The organism is Ruegeria sp. (genome assembly GCF_040830605.1).
GTDB lineage: Bacteria > Pseudomonadota > Alphaproteobacteria > Rhodobacterales > Rhodobacteraceae > Ruegeria.
In genome coordinates, this window is the sequence record NZ_JBFOMD010000004.1 from 121,903 (window position 1) to 141,643 (window position 19,741).

At 63.5% G+C, this 19,741-nt stretch carries 15 protein-coding genes; 9 read left to right on the top strand and 6 right to left on the bottom strand.

Going from position 1 to position 19,741, the window contains the following annotated elements; translation table 11 throughout:
- Positions 1 to 11 precede the first annotated feature (11 nt).
- Complete coding sequence (locus tag AB3N21_RS07335; protein ID WP_367934614.1) at positions 12 to 2,069, top strand: choice-of-anchor B family protein; 2,058 nt, start codon at positions 12 to 14, stop codon at positions 2,067 to 2,069.
- Here AB3N21_RS07335 and AB3N21_RS07340 read toward each other — a convergent pair.
- Positions 2,066 to 4,999: an error-prone DNA polymerase gene (locus AB3N21_RS07340; RefSeq protein ID WP_367934615.1), complete on the bottom strand. Its 2,934-nt coding sequence runs from the start codon at positions 4,997 to 4,999 to the stop codon at positions 2,066 to 2,068. The genes AB3N21_RS07335 and AB3N21_RS07340 overlap by 4 nt on opposite strands.
- Before the next feature lie 121 nt (positions 5,000 to 5,120).
- On the opposite strand from AB3N21_RS07340, the gene AB3N21_RS07345 reads away from it, so the two are divergent.
- Entirely contained in the window at positions 5,121 to 5,588 is a 468-nt protein-coding gene (locus tag AB3N21_RS07345; RefSeq protein ID WP_367934616.1) for a DUF1203 domain-containing protein, read from the top strand.
- A 75-nt stretch (positions 5,589 to 5,663) separates the two neighbouring features.
- Here AB3N21_RS07345 and AB3N21_RS07350 read toward each other — a convergent pair whose 3' ends face one another.
- The gene (locus AB3N21_RS07350) at positions 5,664 to 6,593 is read right to left on the bottom strand and encodes an ABC transporter ATP-binding protein (RefSeq protein ID WP_367934617.1); all 930 of its coding nucleotides are present in this window, start codon (positions 6,591 to 6,593) and stop codon (positions 5,664 to 5,666) included.
- Positions 6,594 to 6,682: 89 nt separating this feature from the next.
- Here AB3N21_RS07350 and AB3N21_RS07355 point away from each other — a divergent pair, with 89 nt between their 5' ends.
- The 3 genes from AB3N21_RS07355 (at position 6,683) to polA (ending at position 10,280) form a co-directional block, all read left to right on the top strand.
- Positions 6,683 to 6,859, top strand: coding sequence for a zinc-finger domain-containing protein (locus AB3N21_RS07355; protein WP_171175347.1), 177 nt, complete (start codon positions 6,683 to 6,685; stop codon positions 6,857 to 6,859).
- Positions 6,860 to 6,940: 81 nt separating this feature from the next.
- Positions 6,941 to 7,411 carry a hypothetical protein gene (locus AB3N21_RS07360; protein WP_367934618.1) on the top strand — a complete coding sequence of 157 codons (471 nt, stop codon included), beginning with the start codon at positions 6,941 to 6,943 and terminating at the stop codon, positions 7,409 to 7,411.
- 70 nt (positions 7,412 to 7,481) lie between these two features.
- Positions 7,482 to 10,280, top strand: a complete 2,799-nt coding sequence (gene polA / locus AB3N21_RS07365; RefSeq protein ID WP_367934619.1) for a DNA polymerase I — start codon at positions 7,482 to 7,484, stop codon at positions 10,278 to 10,280.
- 45 nt (positions 10,281 to 10,325) lie between these two features.
- On the opposite strand, the gene AB3N21_RS07370 is transcribed toward polA, so the two are convergent.
- The 3 genes from AB3N21_RS07370 to AB3N21_RS07380 all read right to left on the bottom strand — a co-directional run bounded on the left by AB3N21_RS07370 (position 10,326) and on the right by AB3N21_RS07380 (position 12,145).
- Positions 10,326 to 10,559, bottom strand: coding sequence for a DUF2798 domain-containing protein (locus AB3N21_RS07370; RefSeq protein WP_367934620.1), 234 nt, complete (start codon positions 10,557 to 10,559; stop codon positions 10,326 to 10,328).
- Between the two features lie 74 nt (positions 10,560 to 10,633).
- Entirely contained in the window at positions 10,634 to 11,389 is a 756-nt protein-coding gene (locus tag AB3N21_RS07375) for a hydroxypyruvate isomerase family protein (protein WP_367934621.1), read from the bottom strand.
- 159 nt (positions 11,390 to 11,548) lie between these two features.
- A complete protein-coding gene (locus tag AB3N21_RS07380; protein WP_367934622.1) occupies positions 11,549 to 12,145 on the bottom strand; it encodes a DUF1285 domain-containing protein in 597 nt (198 codons plus the stop codon).
- A gap of 64 nt (positions 12,146 to 12,209) precedes the next feature.
- Between AB3N21_RS07380 and AB3N21_RS07385 the strand changes: the two genes are divergently transcribed.
- From AB3N21_RS07385 to AB3N21_RS07400, 4 genes are read left to right on the top strand one after another with little or no spacing between them, the layout of a single operon-like run.
- Positions 12,210 to 13,217 (top strand): AAA family ATPase, encoded by a 1,008-nt coding sequence (locus AB3N21_RS07385; RefSeq protein WP_367935063.1) that lies wholly within the window; start codon positions 12,210 to 12,212, stop codon positions 13,215 to 13,217.
- Complete coding sequence (locus AB3N21_RS07390; RefSeq protein WP_367934623.1) at positions 13,214 to 14,089, top strand: DUF58 domain-containing protein; 876 nt, start codon at positions 13,214 to 13,216, stop codon at positions 14,087 to 14,089. The genes AB3N21_RS07385 and AB3N21_RS07390 overlap by 4 nt, the downstream gene beginning before the upstream one ends.
- The gene (locus AB3N21_RS07395; protein WP_367934624.1) at positions 14,086 to 16,848 is read left to right on the top strand and encodes a DUF4159 domain-containing protein; all 2,763 of its coding nucleotides are present in this window, start codon (positions 14,086 to 14,088) and stop codon (positions 16,846 to 16,848) included. Before AB3N21_RS07390 ends, AB3N21_RS07395 begins: the two co-directional genes overlap by 4 nt.
- A complete protein-coding gene (locus AB3N21_RS07400) occupies positions 16,845 to 18,887 on the top strand; it encodes a hypothetical protein (RefSeq protein WP_367934625.1) in 2,043 nt (680 codons plus the stop codon). The genes AB3N21_RS07395 and AB3N21_RS07400 overlap by 4 nt, the downstream gene beginning before the upstream one ends.
- On the opposite strand, the gene AB3N21_RS07405 is transcribed toward AB3N21_RS07400, so the two are convergent.
- A complete protein-coding gene (locus AB3N21_RS07405; protein WP_367934626.1) occupies positions 18,884 to 19,732 on the bottom strand; it encodes a 2-keto-4-pentenoate hydratase in 849 nt (282 codons plus the stop codon). The two genes, AB3N21_RS07400 and AB3N21_RS07405, sit on opposite strands and share 4 nt — an antisense overlap.
- Between the last annotated feature and the right edge of the window lie 9 nt (positions 19,733 to 19,741).

Sequence of the window (19,741 nt, forward strand, 5' to 3'; positions counted from 1 at the left end):
GAGTTATTATAATGACGGCCTTGAAACCGATCCTCTCAACCGCGCTGGCCACCGTGCTTGTGGTCGCATTGCACCCGAGTGTGGCTCTGTCACATGGCGACGGATATCCCAGTCTTTTCGTGGCCCAAGGGGGTGTTGACGAAGGCAAATGCATCAACCCCGAGAAACCTTGCGGCACCATTTCCTATGCCCTGTCGAAGGCCGAAAAAGGTGACGAGATCCGTGTGGCGCATGGTATGTTCCGCTTTCCGACCGAGCGGCGCGAAGAGGCGCTGAAACTTCTCGGCAGCGTCATCCGCATTCGCGGCGGGTTCGATCCCGAGCAGAAATTCGAGAACCGGACGAACGATCACCGGGTCACGGTTCTGGTCGGCCCCGACACTGCGTACCGGTCGCGGCTGGCCGAGAACGGGTTCCTTCTGGTGCCGGACGATCCGTCCGAACTGGCGCAGGGCGAGATCATACTGGCGCAGGCCGAACAGCCGGGTGAGCAGACCGGCTATGTCTCGGAAGGGGGTGCAGATACCGGTGACTGTACGAACCCCGACGATCCGTGCCAGACGATTGCCTATGCCGTGTCACAAGCGGCGGAAGGTCAGGAGATTCGGGTCAGCGAAGGTTATTTCGACCTGGATTCCGAGACCTTGGCGCAGGCAAACGAGCGGCAGGTGCAGATCGCGGGCGGTTTCGCGCGGGCCAGCAACTTTGCCGCAACAGCTGCTGCGCCCAATGTGGCGGCGCTGGCAACCGTTGTCACCGGCCCTTCGGTCTCGGATCGGGCCGCGCTTGCCGGCAGCGGTATCCGGCTGCAGCAGGACCGCAAACACCGGACCATTTCGCCTGCGGCGCGTGACGCCGCCCTCAAGGGGCCGGCAGCGTGCGAAGCCGGCATGGCGGACGGTCACCCTTGCAAGGGCATCAACCGCATCGCCCAGATGCCGCTGGGCGCGTTTTCATCCAGCCCCGGCGAAGCGAATGACATCTGGGGATTTGTCGATCTGAACGACAATCGGGAATATGCGATCATCGGGCTGCAGAACGGCACCGCAGTAGTGGACGTCACCGATCCGGAACAGCCCAAGGAAATCGGGACCATCCCGGGCCTGCCCACCATCTGGCGGGACATCAAGGTCTATCAGTTCTTCGACGATGCGGAAAACCGGTGGAAGGCTTATGCCTATGTGACAGCCGATGACCGCGCCGCACAAACCCATGGCATCGTCATCATCGACCTGACCGAGCTGCCGGACCGGATCACTCAGGCCGCCACACTCGATCTGGTTGATGTCGCGCATAACGTCTACATCTCGAATGTCGACTATTCCACCGGCGCGGCGCTGCCCGGCTTGACGCCGTTCGTCTACATTCTGGGCTCGGATTTCGGTGATCCGTCCACCATCGGGGCGTTCTTCGTTCTGGATGTGAGCGATCCGGTCAATCCGGTTCTGGTGCAGTCACCGCCGTCGGACGCGACCTATTCCCATGACGCAACGACGATGAGCATCGACGACGACCGGGCCAATGTCTGTTCGGGTCAGCCCTGCGAGGTTCTGATCGACTATTCCGAGGATGCCGTCGATATCTGGGACGTGACGGACAAGGGCAACGCCCGGCTGCTGAGCACGATCACCTATCCGGACAAGGTCTATATCCACTCTGGCTGGTGGACCGAGGACAAGAATTTCGTCCTGATTCAGGATGAGCTTGACGAGCAGGACCTCCAACTGAACACGACCGTCCGTGTGCTGGACCTGCGGGATCTGGAAAACCCGAGCATCACCGCGACATGGACCGGCCCGACCGGTGCCATCGACCACAATGGCTTTACGCTGGGCAATGAGTATTACATCTCGAACTACCGCCGGGGCCTGACGGTGCTCGACATTTCCGATCCGCAGAATATCGAGGCCTTGAACCCCGAAGAGGCGGCGCTGTTCGACACTTATATCGAGGACCCGGTCGATGATGCGGTTTTTAACGGTGCCTGGGGTACATACCCCTATCTGCCGTCGGGGACGATCCTGGTCAGCGATATCGAAGGGGGATTGTTCCTGCTGCGGCGGAACTAGGGCGCGCTGCCTTCTATCGCGCCCTCTGCGCGCGTGTATTGCACCGGCGTCAGCAGATGCCGGAGCAAGGCCACCGGATGCGCCTTGAGGCTGAGGCGCATGGCTACGTAATCTTCGACCACCTGCTCGCCCAACGCCATCTGCGGCAGGTAAGCTGCCGGTTCGTCCAGAACCTCGCCCTCTAGGTCCTGTGCAAAAAGCGGTAGGGGTTTGGTGCTGGCAATCGCCTTGGCATGCCATAGCGCCTCGCGCCGGGTCAGGCCACAGCTTGCGAACACATCCGCCTCGGCCAGCCGCTCGATCACCGACGGGCCAAGCCCGGCACGGCGCCAGATATCCTCGATCTCGTGGTAGCCATTGCCGCGTGCGGCGGTCAGCCATTCGGCATCCTCTTCGCAGACCCCCTTGATCTGCCGGAACCCCAGCCGCAGCGCCAGACCACCGCGCCCGTCAGGCTCCATCACGTTGTCCCAATAGCTGGAGTTGATGCAGACCGGGCGCACCTCAACCCCATGCTCGCGCGCATCGCGCACGATCTGGGCGGGCGCGTAGAACCCCATCGGCTGCGCGTTCAGCAGCGCGCAGGCAAAGATGCCCGGGTGGTGGCACTTGATCCAGGCGCTGGCATAGACCAGCAGCGCGAAAGAGGCGGCATGGCTTTCGGGAAAGCCGTAAGAGCCAAAGCCCTCAATCTGGGAAAAACAGCGCTCTGCAAACTCCCGATCATAGTTGTTCCGCTCCATGCCGCGCAGGAAGAGCGAGCGGAACTCGCTGACATTGCCATGTTTCTTGAAGGTCGCCAGCGAGCGGCGCAGCCGGTCGGCCTGTTCCGGCGTAAAGCCGGCACCGACGATGGCGATCTGCATCGCCTGTTCCTGAAACAGCGGTACCCCCATTGTCTTGCCCAGCACTTCGCCCAGCGCATCCGAGGGGAAAACGACCGGCTCTTCTCCATTCCGCCGCCGGATATAGGGGTGCACCATGTCGCCCTGAATGGGGCCGGGGCGGATGATGGCGACCTCAATGACAAGGTCATAGAATTTGCGTGGCTTCATCCGGGGCAGAAAGTTCATCTGCGCCCGGCTTTCCACCTGAAACACGCCGATGCTATCCGCCACGCAGAGCATGTCATAGACCTTGGGATCCTCGGGCGGCAGGGTGGCCAGCGTGTAGTGGGTCTGGTGATGCTGCCCGATCAGGTCAAACGCCTTGCGGATGCAGGTAAGCATGCCAAGGCTCAGCACGTCGACCTTGAGAATGCCAAGCGAGTCGATGTCGTCCTTGTCCCAGCAGATGACCGTGCGGTCCTCCATGGTGGCGTTTTCGATCGGAACCAGCTCATCCAGCCGCCCCTCGGTGATGATGAAGCCGCCCACATGCTGTGATAGATGGCGGGGAAAGCCCACGATTTCATAAACCAATGCCATGGTCTGCTGCAGGCGGCGATCCTCGGGGTCGAGGCCGATCTCGCGCATCCTCTGCGCCTCAAGCCCTTCGGCCGAGAAAAACCCCCAGAGCTGGGAACTGAGCCCCGAGATCGTGTCCTCGGTCAGCCCCATGGCGCGGCCCACCTCGCGGATGGCGCGCTTACCGCGATAATGGATGACCGTGGCGCAGATGCCCGCGCGTTCGCGGCCATAGCGCTGGTAGATCCATTGGATCACCTCTTCGCGCCGTTCATGTTCGAAATCGACGTCAATATCGGGCGGTTCGTCGCGCGCCTCGGAGACGAAGCGTTCGAACACCATGGTGCCCATTTCAGGGGAGACCTCGGTGATACCGAGGCAGAAACAGACCACCGAATTGGCCGCCGAGCCGCGTCCCTGACACAGGATGTGGCGTGACCGGGCGAAGGTGACGATGTCGCGGACGGTGAGAAAATAGGGCTCGTATTTCAGCTTGCCGATCAGGGCAAGCTCATGCGCCAGCATCTGTTTGGCCTTGTCCGGCGAGCCTGCCGGGTAGCGCCAGGCGAGCCCCTCATGCGCCAGGCGGTGCAGGCGCTGGGCCGGGGTTTCATGCTCGCTGCCCTCGTCGGGATATTCATAGCGCAGCTCGTCGAGGGAGAAGGTGAGTTGTTCGCTCAATCTGTGCGCCTCGGTCACGGCCCCTTCGAACCCCTTGAAGATGTGCAGCATCTCATCCTTGGAACGCAGGCGTTGTTCGCCATTGACCAGCGCGTTGTGGCCCAGTTCGTCCACCTTGCAGCGCAGGCGGATGGCACTCACCACATCGGCTAGCTTACGGCGGCGCCCGTGATGCATCAGCGGCGCGGCGCTGGCGATTATGGGGAGGTCGAGTTTTTGCGATTCAGCCTCTAATTCGGCGAAATAAGCAGTATCTGCGCCATCGTATCGGGGGCTGAGCAGCAGATGCATCCACCCGGCAAAGCGGCGCGCCAACTGTTCCGCCTGTGGCACCCACTCACCCGCGCCGCCCTGAGACGTCGGTGCCTGTGGCCAGAGCAACAGGTGGAGACCGTCGGAGAATTCCTCGAGGTCGGACAGGTGGAGAATGCAGTCGCCTTTTTCGGCGCGCAACCGCCCGGTGGAGAGCAGGCGGCAAAGGCTGGCCCAGCCTTGCCGGTTCAGCGGCAGGGCGGTGACGGGGGGTGCGTCGGTGAAGATCAGTCTGGCCGCCGGGATCAGCCGGGGAATGTCGTAGATCGGGTATGAGGGCGGTTTCGGGATGTGACCCGGGCGCGGTGGGCCGATTTGGGTGTTCTGTGTCTCCCACGCCTGACGCTCGCGCACCTTGCGGGCGATCTCGCGCGCCTCGGTATGGGCGCGGACGATCCCGGCCACCGAATTGTCATCGGCAATGGCGATGGCGGGCAGGCCCAGCGTGACGGCGCGCGCCATGTATTCCTCGGGGTGCGAGGCCCCGGTGAGGAAGGTGAAGTTCGAGGTGATCGATAATTCGGCATACATGGCGATTCTCTATTATATTCACGTTTTGTTCTTTTTCGAGTCTTTCTCGTCATTGCGCAGGAAACGGGTCGTTTCTACGTACCGGGTGGCGCATGGTCGGAGGCAGAAAAGGAGAGAGCACATGTTCAGGATCACCGCCCTGCCCACTGATGAAGTTCGCGCCTATCAGGCCGGTCAGCCCGACGCCTATGGCAACGCGCCCGAACGCGCCGTGTCGGACGGGGGCGGCAATCCCTGCCGTCATTGCCTGCGTTACATCCCGGAAGGCGAGGAGATGCTGATATTGGCCCATCGGCCCTTTTCAGAGACACATCCATACGCCGAAACCGGCCCGATCTTTCTATGTGCCAGGCCTTGCGCACGGTATGAAGAAGATGGCGAGATGCCGGAGGCGCTGATCAATTCTCCGGACTACCTGATCAAGGGCTACGGGAGGGATGACCGGATTGTCTATGGCACAGGTGCCGTGACGCCGACCGATGAGATCGGTGTTGCAGTGGCCCGGATTTTTGCGCGCGATGATGTGGCCTATATCCATGTGCGGTCATCCCGCAACAACTGCTATCAGGCGCGGATTGATCGGGAGTAGAACTGAGCGAAGGCCGCAATCAGGTCTTTGGCGCTACCCTCTCCAGCTCGCGCCAAGAATTTTCCAAAATTCTTGTCACCGCCCGGCGGTCAGCGCCAGAAAGACATCCTCAAGGTCCGCTTCCTCGGTCTTGACATCTCGGATGCAGATACCGGCGGCGCGCACTGCTTCGAGCACCTGCTCGGCGCTGGTGTGCTGGCTGTGATACTGCAGGATCAGCGCGCCATCGTCGCGCATATGCGCCTCGATCCCATCCGCTTGCGGCAGGGTTGCCACCGGGGCGTCCGGTACGATCACCATCGCGCGCGCATCGAGCCGCCCCAGCAGGTTCGCGGTGCTGTCCTGCGCCACCAACTCGCCATGATTGATGATGGCGATCTCGTCGCACATCTCCTGCGCCTCTTCCAGGTAATGGGTGGTTAGGATGATGGTCATACCCTGCGCATTCAGCTTGCGCACATTGGCCCAGAGCATCTGGCGCAGCTCGATATCCACGCCCGCCGTAGGCTCGTCCAGAACCAGCACATGCGGCCGGTGCACCAGCGCCTTGCCCAGCAACAGCCGCCGTCGCATCCCGCCTGAGAGGGTGCGTGCATAGGCCTCGGCCTTGTCCGAAAGACCGATCATGTCGAGAATCTCATCGCTGCGGCGCTGAGATCTGGGCACACCGTAAAGGCCGGCCTGCACCTCCAAGGCGCCGCGCGGAGTAAAAAACGGGTCGAGGTTCAGCTCCTGCGGCATTATCCCGATCGAGGCGCGGGACTGACGCGGGTTGGCGTCCTGATCGAAGCCCCAGATCGTCACCTTGCCGCTCGTCTTGACCACCAGCCCGGCCAGAATGTTGATTAGGGTCGATTTGCCCGCCCCGTTCGGCCCCAGCAGGCCAAAGACCGAGCCGCGCGGCACCGTCAAATCAATCCCCTTCAGCGCCTGTTTGTCGGGCTGGCCACGGGTGCCGCGATAGGTTTTCCTCAGCCCCTCGATCCGGATCGCATCATCGGTCATTTGCGGCTCTTGCCCCTGCTCAACTCATCGCTCATAAACGCACCTACTGCATGCCCGCGAGGCCGACAACTCAAGAAGGATCGCCAGCGATGACCATCGAAGCGCCGGAAACCAAGATCGTCGAGACAACCCGCGTCGCCTGTGACGGCGGCGAAGGGGCGTTGGGACATCCGCGCGTGTGGTTGCAGATCCCCGAGGATCAGGGCTGGGTCGAGTGTCCGTATTGCGACTGCAAATACGTATTGAAGGGCACCGAGCAGGCCTGAGCTCTGTTCGGCAGATCATAACGCCAAAGTCTCGCCGCGTTTTGATGGTACCGACGCCGCGCAACGGCGTGGGAGAGCGCGATGACTGACATTTCCGCCAAGGACATCCAGAGCCCCGTTTTCGGTTGGCTAGGGTTCATCGTGGGTTCGATCGCCCTGATGGCTGCCTTGTTCGTGTTCTGGGCCGGGCCGTTTGTGCCGCAACAGTCCACGGGCGTCTCTCTTGGGGAACTTGCTGCCGAGATCGGGAAATCCACCCTGCGGGCTGCCGCCGGTTTGGAACAGCCGGAACCGGTCACCCAGGCTCGGGACACGGACGACTATTTACGCATCGGCGTCTCTATGCTGGGAGGGATCGCGATCATTCTGTCTGCCGTAGGTCTGCTGCGCCACGAAAAGATGCGCCCTGCGATAGCTGGCATCGTGATCGGCACGGGAGCGATCCTGTTCCAGTTCTTTGCCTGGGCGTTTCTGGCTCTGCTTGGCGTGCTCGTCATCATGGCCTTGCTGCACAGTTTCTCGGACTTCTTTTCGGGCCTCCTTGGTGGCTAGATCGCGTTCTTGACTGGCCACCCGTGCGACCCTGTGGCAGAACCGGTTCTGACCGACAGGGAGAGGGCGCATGAGTGAGTTCGGAAAAGGGTGTCACCTGCATCTGATTGATGGATCGGCCTTCATTTTTCGCGCCTATCACGCACTGCCGCCATTGACGCGGAAATCGGATGGGTTGCCGATTGGTGCCGTTTCCGGGTTCTGCAACATGCTGCAGAAATATGTCGAGGGGAACACCGGGCCGGATGCGCCTACGCATGTGGCGGTGATCTTCGACAAGGGCTCGCACACCTTCCGCAATGAGCTTTACGACCAGTACAAGGCCAATCGCGAGGCGATGCCCGAGGATCTGCGCCCGCAGATCCCGCTGACCCGCCAGGCGACCGTGGCGTTCAACATCGCCTGCAAGGAGAAAGAGGGTTATGAGGCCGACGACATCATTGCCACCTTGGCGGTGCAGGCGAGGGACGCGGGCGGACGCGTGACCATCGTGAGTTCCGATAAGGATCTGATGCAGTTGGTCGGTGACGGGGTCGAGATGCTGGATGCGATGAAGAACAAGCGCATCGACCGCGACGGGGTGTTCGAGAAATTCGGAGTCGGCCCCGAGCGTGTGGTGGATGTGCAGGCGCTGGCGGGCGACAGTGTGGACAACGTGCCGGGGGCGCCGGGGATCGGGGTCAAGACTGCCGCGCTCCTGATCAACGAGTTTGGCGATCTGGAAACGCTGCTGGACCGAGCCGAGGAGATCAAACAGCCCAAGCGACGTGAGACGCTGATCGAAAAACGCGACCAGATCGAGCTGTCGAAGAAGCTGGTGCAGTTGGATGCGGAAACACCGCTGGATTTCACGCTGGACGATCTTGAGGTGAAGGACCCCGAGCCCGAGAAGCTGATGGGGTTCCTGGCCGAGATGGAGTTCCGCACGCTCACCAAGCGGATTGCCGGGCAACTGGGTGTCGAGGCGCCAGTGATCGCTGATGCACCCGCACCTGCGGCTGATGAGGCGGTGCCTGAGGACATCCCGTTTGATGCCGGGAAATACGAATGCGTGCGCGATGCGGCGGCTTTGCAGAAATGGGTCGATGCTGCGTATGAGCGCGGCTGGGTGGCGGTGGATACCGAGACCACCGGGCTGAATGAGATGATTGCTGAGCTGGTGGGCATTTCGCTTTGCGTTGAGCCGGGCACGGCCTGCTACATCCCGCTGACCCATCGGCAGGGGGCGGGCGATGATCTGTTCAGCACGGACGACCTGGCCGAGGGGCAGATGCCGGTGGATGAGGCTCTGACACTGTTGAAGCCGGTGTTTGAGGATCCTTCGGTCCTGAAGATCGGGCAGAACATGAAATACGACGCCAAGATCTTTGCTCGCTACGGCGTCAATGTGGCCCCGGTCGATGATACGATGCTCATGTCCTACGCTATGCATGGGGGAGAGCATGGGCACGGGATGGACATGCTGTCCGAGCGGTATCTGAGCCACACGCCGATCCCGATCAAGCCGCTGCTGGGATCGGGTAAGTCGGCGATCACCTTCGACAAGGTCTCGGTCGACGAGGCCACCGCCTATGCTGCCGAGGATGCGGATATCACCCTGCGCCTGTGGCAGTTGTTCAAGCCGCAGTTGCACCGGGCACAGGTGACCACGGTTTACGAGACTTTGGAACGCCCGCTGATTCCGGTGCTGGCCGAGATGGAGATGCATGGGATCAAGGTCGACCGCGAGGTTCTCAGCCGCATGTCCAATGCGTTCGCGCAGAAGATGGCGGGGCTTGAGGCCGAGATTCACGAATTGGCGGGTGACACCTTCAATGTGGGCTCACCCGCGCAGTTGGGTGAGATCCTGTTCGACAAGATGGGGCTTGAGGGCGGCAAGAAGGGCAAGACCGGAAAATACTCGACCGGCGCGGATGTTCTTGAGGATCTGGCAACCGAGCATGAATTGCCCCGCCGGGTGCTGGATTGGCGGCAACTCAGCAAGCTGAAATCGACCTACACGGATGCGCTGCAGACCCATATCAATGACGATACCGGGCGGGTGCACACCTCATATTCGATCACCGGCGCAAGTACCGGGCGGCTGGCCTCGACCGATCCGAACCTCCAGAACATCCCCGTGCGGACCGAGGAAGGCCGCCGCATCCGCGAGGCGTTCATTGCCGAGCCGGGCAATGTGTTGCTGTCGCTCGACTACAGCCAGATCGAGCTGCGGATTCTGGCGCATATCGCCAATATTCAGGCTCTGAAACAGGCATTTTCGGATGGTCTGGACATTCACGCCATGACCGCGTCCGAGATGTTCGACGTCCCTCTGGATGAGATGACCCCGGATATCCGGCGGCAGGCCAAGGCGATCAATTTCGGTGTGATCTACGGCATTTCCGGTTTTGGTCTGGCTCGCAACCTGCGCATCCCGCGGGCCGAGGCGCAGGGTTTCATCGACCGCTATTTCGAACGGTTCCCGGGCATCCGGCGCTACATGGACGATACCATCGCCTTCGCCAAGGAGCATGGCTATGTGCAGACCCTGTTTGGTCGTCGTATTCATACGCCCGAGATCAACGCCAAGGGGCCGCATGCGGGTTTTGCCCGCCGCGCGGCGATTAACGCACCGATTCAGGGCACGGCGGCGGATGTAATCCGACGCGCCATGGTGCGGATGCCTGACGCGATTGCGGATCTGCCCGCAAAGATGCTGTTGCAGGTGCATGACGAACTGCTGTTCGAGGTGGTCGAGGACGCGGTGGACGACACCGTCGCCGCCGCGCGTCAGGTCATGGAAGGCGCAGCCGATCCGGCGGTGAAGCTGGATGTGAAGCTTATCGTTGATGCCGGACGGGGGGCCAACTGGGCCGAGGCGCACTAGGGAACGCGCCCCTCATCAGGCCCAGCGGGCCCTCTTCGCGTCTGGTCAGGCCTCTTCGGGCCTGACCAGACGAGCCACCAGCCGCCGGGCCAGCGGGGCGACGACGAGGATCACAGCAAATGCGACGGGCCAGCTAAGCGTCCAGGCGCCCATCCATTTGCCGAAGGTTTCGGGGCCCAGGCCGACATTCCTGATCGTGGCGATGCAGGTCACGATGCAGGACATCAGCCCCGAAACAATGAAGCCGAACAGGGCAGGGGCGAAACGTGCTGGGATCATACGGGCGTTCCTTGAGCTGGGTTAGCGCATCACATGCAACACTTGAGATGTGAAATCCAGTGCGCCCGTGCACATCACAGGCTCATCCAGTGCAGAGATGCTTCGGTCCGCGCAGTAGAGGGCGTGTATTCGGCACTGACCCAGCCTGTATAGCCGCTTTGATCTATCGCGTTGAAAAGGCGTTGGAAATCGATGGGTCCACGGCCGGGTTCGGACCGGTCCGGGGCCGCACCGATCTGGACGTGGAAGACGCGAGCCCGGAACTGCTCCCACACCGCTTGCGCGTCCCCATGGATCATTTCCGCGTGAAAACTGTCATACTGTAGCCCGACATTGGGGCGGTCGACCCAGTCCAGAATCTCGACCGCCAGATCGTAGTCGTTGAGGAAGTAGTCGGGCTGCGAGATCGGGTTCAACGGTTCGATGGTGAAGCGCTGAGTGGGTGCGGCGTCGGCGGCCCATTGCAGGTTTCGTACGAGTGTTTCGGCGGCTTCGTCCCCGGACACATAGCCCGCCATCACATGGATCAGCCCGGGCCGCAGCACCTCGGCATAGCGCAGCACCCTGCGGATGTCGGACTGAAACCGCGCCTCTCCGCCCGGCACCGCGCCATAACCGGGCTGACCACCGGCGTAGTTTGGCGGTGGTGCGTTGATCAGCACCAATTCCAGCCCGTTGGCCAGCAAAGCGCGGCGCGTCTCTTTGGCGGCTAGTTCATAGGGAAGCAGGATCTCCACCGCTTCGAATCCGGCAGCAGCGGCGGCGGCAAAGCGGTCCAGATAGGGTAGTTCGTCGAACAGCAGGGACAGATTGGCGGCAAATCTTGGCATTGGGCTCTCGCACTGGGCGCTCCAGACATACCGGCCCGGGTGCATAGGGGAAAGAGCGCATCCCCAGCTTCTTCTGTTCAAAAATATCCCGGGGGAGTCGCCCTTGGGCGACGGGGGCAGAGCCCCCTTTCCAAGGTGATCACAGGCGTGATCGTCGACCTAAAGAGAACTCGTTTCAGTCGCCTCCAACTCTTCCGCTGGAATCACCGGAAAGAACTGCCCCGAAGACCACAGGCCGAACCATCCGTCGTGATGCGTCCCCAATTCGACCAGCCGGTAAAAGCTCTTGCGGTCGATCAGTGCCTCAAGCCCGGCGCGGATCAGGATATAAGGCGACGGCTCGCCCGTCTCAGAGTCGCGCTCAACGCGGATGGGATGGCCGGGCCCCGCGATGGCGGTATCACCGACATGGGTGGTGAATGTGAGCTGCTGCATCTCTCCTTCGCCCGATACCTCGAAATCGGTGGCGACAAAGGGCGCGTCGTCGACGGTGATTCCCACCTTTTCAACCGGCGTGACCAGAAAATATTTGCCGTCCTCCAGCTTCAGGATCGACGAAAAAAGCCGAACCATCTCAGGCCTGTTGATCGGCGTGCCCAGATAAAACCATGTCCCGTCCCGCGCGATCCGCATGTCCAGATCGCCGCAAAAGGGCGAGTTCCACAGGTGGACCGGCGGAAGGCCCCTTGATTCCACCGCCTTGACCGATGCAGCAATGCCATCTGCTGAAGGTGTCACAGCATTTTGTTCGCTCATTGTTTTTGCCATTTCCTCTCAGCGCGATACACTCCAAGCATACATGCCGACGGAAAGGAAAGTCATGTCCGAACCTGCCGACCTTGTCGCCGAGATCGAAGCGCTGGAAGAGAAGCTGCAATTGGCCAAGTCCTCGATCACCCGCCGCTTCATCGGGCAGGAGCGGGTTGTGGACCTGACCCTGACTGCGCTTTTGTGTGGTGGGCACGCGCTGTTGATCGGTTTGCCGGGGCTGGGCAAGACGCTGTTGATCGAGACGTTGTCGACCGTGATGGGGCTGGATGGCAACCGCATCCAGTTCACGCCGGACCTGATGCCTGCCGATATTCTGGGATCCGAGGTGCTGGATACCGCCGAGGATGGCAGCCGCCATTTCCGCTTTATCTCCGGGCCGATCTTCTGCCAGCTTCTGATGGCGGATGAGATCAACCGCGCCAGCCCGCGGACGCAATCGGCGCTGTTGCAGGCGATGCAGGAGCGCACGGTGACCGTGGCGGGCGAGGATCGCTCACTGGGTGTGCCGTTTCATGTGCTGGCCACCCAAAACCCGATCGAACAGGAAGGCACCTATCCTCTGCCCGAGGCGCAGTTGGACCGCTTCCTGCTGCAGGTCGATGTCGACTATCCCGACCGCGCAACCGAGCGCGACGTCCTGATCGCCACCACCGGGGTCGAGGAGGAGGAGGCCTCGCAGGTGTTCACCCACGAGGAACTTCTGGCCGCGCAGGTCCTGCTGCGGCGGATGCCAGTTGGGGAGTCTGTGGTTGAACTGATCCTCGATCTGGTCCGCGCTTTCCGTCCCGATGAGCCCGGCGTGTCCGAGCGTGTCGCGGAAACCGTGGCCTGGGGGCCTGGCCCGCGTGCCGCGCAGGCACTGATGATGACCGTGCGGGCGCGTGCACTGCTGCAGGGGCGGCTGGCGCCCAATGCCGAGGATGTGCTGGACATGGCGCGCCCGGTGCTCAGCCACCGGATGGCGCTGAACTTTGCCGCCCGTGCCCGCGGTGACAGCCTGGCCGAGCTGATTGACAGCACCGCTGCCAGCCTGACCCGCAACGAGGCAGCGGCGTGAACGCCGCGCTCTCCTTACGCGAAAGATCCGAGGCTGAGGCGGCCCGACTTCCCCCGCTGTTGGCACGGGCCGAACATCTTGCGGGCACTGTCCTGCTGGGCGATCACGGCCGCCGCCGCGCTGGGTTGGGGGACGATTTCTGGCAGTATCGCCCGGCGCAGACCGGTGACAGCAAGCGGATGATCGACCATCGCCGCTCGGCCCGGGGCGATCAGCAATATGTGCGCGAGCGCGAGTGGCAGATCGCGCAGTCGGTGATGCTGTGGGTCGACCAGGGCGCGTCGATGCGGTTTTCCTCGGATAAGAACCTGCCGCCCAAGGCCGACCGGGCCCGGCTGCTGGGCCTGGCCACATCGATCCTATTGGTGCGCGGGGGTGAGCGTGTGGGCCTGACCGGTACCACCCTGCCACCCCGGCGCGGCAATGCGCAGATCATCCGATTGGCCGAGGCCTGGTCGCAGGACGAGGCGCATGATTACGCACCGCCCAAGCATCGCGCCATGATCCCGCATTCGCGCGCCGTGTTCATCTCGGATTTCCTCAGTGATCTCGAGGAAGTGGAGCTGGCGCTGACCAAGGCCGCCGATCGGGGCGTGCGGGGCATTCTGTTGCAGGTGCTGGACCCGAAAGAAGAGACCTTTCCGTACCGGGGCCGGACGATTTTCGAAAGCGTCGGCGGCTCGCTCAGGCACGAAACGCTCAAGGCGGGCGATCTGCGCGAGCGGTATCTGGACCGGTTGGCGCGGCGCAAGGATGCGCTGCTGCAGCTCTGCCGTGCGACCGGCTGGCAGCTGGGCCTGCACCACACCGGTGACAGCGCGCAGGCGGCTCTGTTGTGGCTCTATCGTGCGCTGGATGGGGGAACCCGATGACCGTCATTGCAGGCATCGGCTTTACCGCGCCCTGGATTTTGCTGGGGCTGCTGGCACTGCCGGTGCTGTGGATCATCCTGCGGGCCGTGCCGCCCGCGCCGATCCGGCGACTGTTCCCGGCGGTGACGCTGCTTTTGGGCTTGCAGGATGACGAAAGCGTCTCGGACCGCACGCCCTGGTGGCTGCTGCTGCTGCGGATGCTGGCGGCGGCGGCGCTGATCATCGGGCTGGCTGGACCGGTTCTGAATCCGTCGCGGGATGAAACCGGCACTGGGCCTTTGCTGCTGGTATTCGACGCCAGCTGGGCCGGTGCCTCTGACTGGTCCCGCAGGCTGAGCCTGATCGATACACAACTGACCGAGGCGGGACGCGCCGGGCGGCCCGTGGCGTTGCTGCGGCTCAGCGATCCCGAACCCCCGGTCTTTCAATCCGCCGAGGCCTGGCGCAGCCGCCTGCCGGGCCTGATGCCGATGCCGTGGCAGCCGGATGCGGCGCTGATCGAGGCGGCGCTGAGCGGTCTTGACACGCTGGAGGGCGGGTTTGACACCCATTGGTTCAGCGATGCCGTGGACTATGACGGGCGCGCGCAATTGCTCCCGGCCTTGCAGTCCCGCGGCGCGGTCACCGTGTTTCAGACCGACGCGCCGGTTATCGGCCTGTTGCCCGCGCGGTATGAGGACGGCGCCATTCAACTGACCGCCACCCGCTCGCGGCCCGACGGGGTGCAGAGCGTGACGATTCTGGCGCAGGGCCGTGACCCGGCGGGCAATATGCGCATGCTGCAATCCGCCACCGCCGAGTTTGCCGAGGGCGAGACGCAGGCGAAAACCGCCCTGTCCCTGCCGTCGGAACTGCGGGCGCGGATCACTCGGTTCGAGTTGCAGAGCCTGCGCTCTGCCGGTGCCATCACATTGACCGATGACAGCCTGCGCCGCCGCGAGGTCGCGCTGATCGCCGGCAACCGCAACCGTGAGGGGCTGGAGTTGCTCTCACCGCTGCATTACCTGACGCAGGTGCTGATCCCCACGGCGGATTTCGTCGATGGCACGCTGCTTGAGGTGCTGCCCGCCAAGCCGGACGTGATCGTGCTGGCGGATGTGGCCACGCTGTCGGGGCAGGAAGAGGCGGAGCTGGTCGAGTGGATCGAACAGGGTGGGCTGCTGCTGCGCTTTGCCGGGCCGCGCATGGCCGCCAGCGATCTTGGCCGCGATGAAGAGGATATCCTGCTGCCCGTCCGCCTACGCAGCGGTGGCCGCACGGTGGGCGGCGCGATGAGCTGGGGTGAGGCCAAGGGGCTGGCACCCTTCGCCGAGACTTCGCCGTTCCACGGCCTGACCGTGCCCGAGGATGTGACCGTGACCACGCAAGTTATGGCGCAGCCCGATCCCAATCTGGCCAACCGCGCAATCGCCTCGCTCAGCGATGGCACGCCGCTGGTCACCCGCAAGGCGCTGGGGTTGGGGCAAGTGGTGCTGTTCCACGTGACGGCAGATGCGGAATGGTCCAGCCTGCCGCTCTCGGGCCTGTTCGTCGAGATGCTGGACCGGCTGGCCGTGGCCTCGGCTGCCAAAGCGCGGGAAGAGGCGCAGTTGCAGGGCACCACCTGGGCGCCCGCGCAGGTGCTCGACGGGTTTGGCGGGCTGTCGGATGCGGGCAATCTCGCAGGGATCGATGGGGTTTTGCTCGCCAGCGGTGAGATCGGCCCCGATCTGCGGCCCGGCATCTACGAGAACGGCAAGCAGCGGCTGGCGCTCAATGTGCTGTCCGAAGAGGCCGAACTGAGCCCCGCCGTCTGGCCCGCCGACGTGCCTGTCCGCGGGCAGGAGCGTAACCGCGAGACCCCGCTGGGCGGGCCGTTGCTGAGCTTTGCGCTGATCCTTCTGGTGATCGACGTCATCGCCTCGCTGGCGCTTTCGGGGCGCCTGGGCCTTGCGCGCGCTACGGCTCTGATACTGGGCGCGGTGATCGCCGCACCGCAGGGGCACGCGCAGGAGGGGGCCGAGACCAGCTTTGCCCTGTCCTCCACCAACGAGCTGGTTCTGGCCCATGTTCTGACCGGGGATCAAAAAGTAGACGATGTGGCGCTGGCCGGGTTGCGCGGCCTGTCGGACACGCTGTTCTATCGCACTTCGGTCGAGCCCGCCGCGCCAATTGGTGTTGACCTCGAACGCGACGAGCTGGCCTTTTTCCCGCTGCTCTACTGGCCGGTTACACCGGATCAGCCGCTGCCCTCGGACGAGGCTTACTCCAAACTCAACGCCTATCTTCGTTCGGGCGGCATGATCCTGTTCGATACCCGCGACGCCGATATCGCCCGGTTCGGCACCGCCAGCCCGAATGGGCGTAAGCTGCAACAACTGGCCGCGCCGCTGGACATCCCGCTGCTGGAACCAGTGCCGCGCGACCATGTGTTGACCCGCGCCTTTTACCTGCTTCAGGATTTCCCGGGCCGCTATGTCGGCCCTGAGGTCTGGGTTGAGGCCGCGCCGCCCGATGCCCAGCAGATCGAGGGGATGCCGTTCCGCAATCTCAATGACGGGGTCACGCCGGTGGTGATCGGCGGCAATGACTGGGCCAGCGCCTGGGCTGTGGACCGCAACGGTCAGGCGCTGCTGCCGGTCGGGCGCGGCTATGCGGGTGAACGTCAGCGTGAGCTGGCCCATCGCTTCGGCGTCAATCTGGTGATGCATGTGCTGACCGGGAATTACAAATCCGATCAGGTCCACGTGCCCGCCTTGCTCGACAGGTTGGGACAATGACCGGAACCGTCATATTCGATCCGCTGATCCCATGGCCGATACTGGCCGTCGTGGCTGCCCTGTCGGTAGGTGGCGTGGTGCTGGCGCTCTGGCGAGGCCTCTCGGGCTGGGCGCTGCGCGGGCTGGCGGCGCTTGTGGTCATCGGTGCTCTTGCCGGGCCGGTCTATCAGATCGAGGACCGCGCGCCGCTGACCGACATCGTGCTGATGATCGAGGATGAAAGCGCCAGTCAGACCCTGTCGGATCGGGCTGATCAGACGGCGCAGGCCGCAGATCAGCTCGCTTCGGTCATCGAAGCGCGCGACAATACCGAGCTGCGCCGCATTCGCGTCCGTGACAGCGAAAGTGACGAGGGCACACAGGTGATGACCGCCCTCTCCGAGGCGTTGGCCGAGGAACCGCGTGCGCGCATCGCCGGGATCATCGCGCTGTCTGACGGTCTGGTGCATGACATCGAACAGACCCCGGAACTGCCCGCGCCGATGCATCTGCTGCTCACCGGACGCGAGGATGACTGGGACCGGCGCCTGATCGTGCGCAACGCGCCGGCCTTTGCCATCATTGGCGAGCCGGTCACCCTGACCCTGCGGATCGAGGATAGCGGGGCCGCGCCGGACTCGCGACCTCTGGCGCCGCTGGAACTGTCGGTGGATGGGGGAGAACCAGAGCGCTTCGACCTGCCCGTCGGTCAGGACATCGAGCTGCCGGTCACCCTGTCCCATGGCGGGCGCAACGTGATCCAGTTCTCGGTGCCTGCCGCCGAGGGCGAGCTGACCGACCGCAACAACACCGCGCTGATCCAGATGAACGGCGTGCGCGACCGGCTGCGGGTGCTGCTGGTCTCGGGCGAGCCGCATCCGGGCGGGCGCACATGGCGCAACCTGCTGAAATCGGACAGTTCGGTGGATCTGGTGCATTTCACCATCCTGCGCCCGCCCGAGAAACAGGATGGCGTGCCGGTGGACGAGCTGTCGCTGATCGCCTTTCCCACCCGCGAGCTGTTTCTGGAAAAGATCGAGGATTTCGACCTGATCATCTTCGACCGCTACAAGCGGCGCGGCATCCTGCCCGCGATCTATCTGGACAACGTCACCAAATATGTGAATGGCGGCGGTGCGGTTCTGGTGGCGGCGGGGCCGGATTTTGCGACCGCCGACAGTATCTTTCGCTCACCGCTGGCGCCGATCCTGCCCGCGCAGCCGACCGCGCGGGTGATCGAAGAACGCTATGTGCCAGAAGTGACCGAATTGGGCGAGCGCCATCCGGTGACCTCCGGGCTGACCACCGACGAAGAATGGGGCGCGTGGCTGCGGCAGATCGAGGTCAAGCCGCGCTCGGGTCAGATGCTGATGACCGGGATTGACGAGCGGCCCCTGCTGGTGCTCGACCGCGTGGGCGAGGGCCGGGTAGCGCTGTTGGCCTCGGACCATGCCTGGCTCTGGAGCCGGGGATACGAGGGTGGCGGACCGCAGCTGGAGCTGTTGCGGCGGCTGGCGCATTGGATGATGAAAGAGCCCGAGCTTGAGGAAGAGGCGCTGTGGGCCGAGGCCAGTGGCCAGACCATGCGCATCATTCGCCGCACGTTAGAGACTGAAATTGGCCCCGTGACCGTGACCAACCCCGATGGCAGCACCGTCGAGGTGATATTGGACGAGGTCTCGCCGGGCCGCTACGAGGCGCTGTATCAGGGGCCGGAAATCGGGCTCTATCGTTTGCGCGAAGGCGATCATGAGGCGGTGATCGGTCTTGGCCCCGCCGCCCCGAAGGAGTTCGAGCGCACGATTGCCACCGACGAGATCGTGGGCCCGGTGCTGGCCGATCTGCGCGGCGGGGTGATCCGGCTAGAGGACGGATTGCCCTCGGTCCGCACCGTGCGCGAAGGACGCCCGGCGGCGGGGCGCGGATGGATCGGCCTGACCCCGCGCGGCGCCTATGAGACGCGGGATGTCACGCAGGCCGGGTTGCTGCCGCCGTGGCTGGTGCTGCTGTTGGCCAGTGGTTTCTTGCTTGCCGGATGGTTGCGTGAAGGGCGGCGTTAATCCGTGAACACAACGCTGACCGATGGATCGCCTGGCAGGCCGGTATAGGTCGCCGTTGCTCCGCCCTTGCCCTTGGCGGGCGGGAACAGCGGGCCGAAAGATCCGACCGAGATCATGTCTCCGGGCTTGAATTCGATGCCCTTGGACATCAGCCATAGGGCGGAATTGGCCGGATGACCCAGTACCGCCTTGCCCGGAACCTGTGTCAGAACTTCTCCGTTCGCCGCCGCCAGCGTGACCTGCATGTCACCCAGCGCCTGTGCCATTGCAGCCGGGTCCTCAACCGGTATTGCAGCGCCCAGCACGCCCAGTTTCGGGGCCACGCCGATGGCGGTCAGCGTGACGCCGGTGATGGGCTCGCCCTCGGCCAGCGTCAGATCGGGCAGTTCGATGAAGGAATGTATGGCTGAGACATGGGTCAGCACCTCTTCCGGCGTTGTCGCTTGATTGATTGCCGCATCGCCCACCACAAGGATCAAGTCCGCCTCGAATACCGGCCTAGCGCCCCAGTTCGCGGGCACCTCGGCCCCGTCCGGCAGCATCATATCGCGGTAAAGCACGCCGCGCACCGGCTCGGACACGCCGAACCTCTCCTGTGCCGGTTTGCTGGTCAGCCCGGCCTTGTAGCCCGCAATCGGCCCCTTGTGCGGCTCCATCGCGATGGCAAGTTTGGCCTGGGTGCAGAGCGCATCTTCGATGCTCCCGTCCCTTGTTAGAGCCTGTGTTGGTGTGTTGGACAGGTAGTCAGCGACAAAGGCCTCGATCTCCGCCTCGGTGGCGCAATCGGCGAGGGCGGTGCCTGCGGTCAGGCTGGCGGCAAGGGCGTAGATCCATGTTCGTGTCATGATGACCTC

Bases quoted from the DNA above. Each gene is read 5' to 3' on its own strand.
- AB3N21_RS07405 (WP_367934626.1), bottom strand. From the start codon at position 19,732: ATGACACGAACATGGATCTACGCCCTTGCCGCCAGCCTGACCGCAGGC.
- AB3N21_RS07360 (WP_367934618.1), top strand. From the start codon at position 6,941: ATGACTGACATTTCCGCCAAGGACATCCAGAGCCCCGTTTTCGGTTGG.
- AB3N21_RS07400 (WP_367934625.1), top strand. From the start codon at position 16,845: ATGACCGGAACCGTCATATTCGATCCGCTGATCCCATGGCCGATACTG.
- AB3N21_RS07375 (WP_367934621.1), bottom strand. From the start codon at position 11,389: ATGCCAAGATTTGCCGCCAATCTGTCCCTGCTGTTCGACGAACTACCC.
- polA (WP_367934619.1), top strand. From the start codon at position 7,482: ATGAGTGAGTTCGGAAAAGGGTGTCACCTGCATCTGATTGATGGATCG.
- AB3N21_RS07355 (WP_171175347.1), top strand. From the start codon at position 6,683: ATGACCATCGAAGCGCCGGAAACCAAGATCGTCGAGACAACCCGCGTC.
- AB3N21_RS07370 (WP_367934620.1), bottom strand. From the start codon at position 10,559: ATGATCCCAGCACGTTTCGCCCCTGCCCTGTTCGGCTTCATTGTTTCG.
- AB3N21_RS07380 (WP_367934622.1), bottom strand. From the start codon at position 12,145: ATGAGCGAACAAAATGCTGTGACACCTTCAGCAGATGGCATTGCTGCA.
- AB3N21_RS07335 (WP_367934614.1), top strand. From the start codon at position 12: ATGACGGCCTTGAAACCGATCCTCTCAACCGCGCTGGCCACCGTGCTT.
- AB3N21_RS07345 (WP_367934616.1), top strand. From the start codon at position 5,121: ATGTTCAGGATCACCGCCCTGCCCACTGATGAAGTTCGCGCCTATCAG.
- AB3N21_RS07385 (WP_367935063.1), top strand. From the start codon at position 12,210: ATGTCCGAACCTGCCGACCTTGTCGCCGAGATCGAAGCGCTGGAAGAG.
- AB3N21_RS07395 (WP_367934624.1), top strand. From the start codon at position 14,086: ATGACCGTCATTGCAGGCATCGGCTTTACCGCGCCCTGGATTTTGCTG.
- AB3N21_RS07350 (WP_367934617.1), bottom strand. From the start codon at position 6,593: ATGACCGATGATGCGATCCGGATCGAGGGGCTGAGGAAAACCTATCGC.
- AB3N21_RS07340 (WP_367934615.1), bottom strand. From the start codon at position 4,999: ATGTATGCCGAATTATCGATCACCTCGAACTTCACCTTCCTCACCGGG.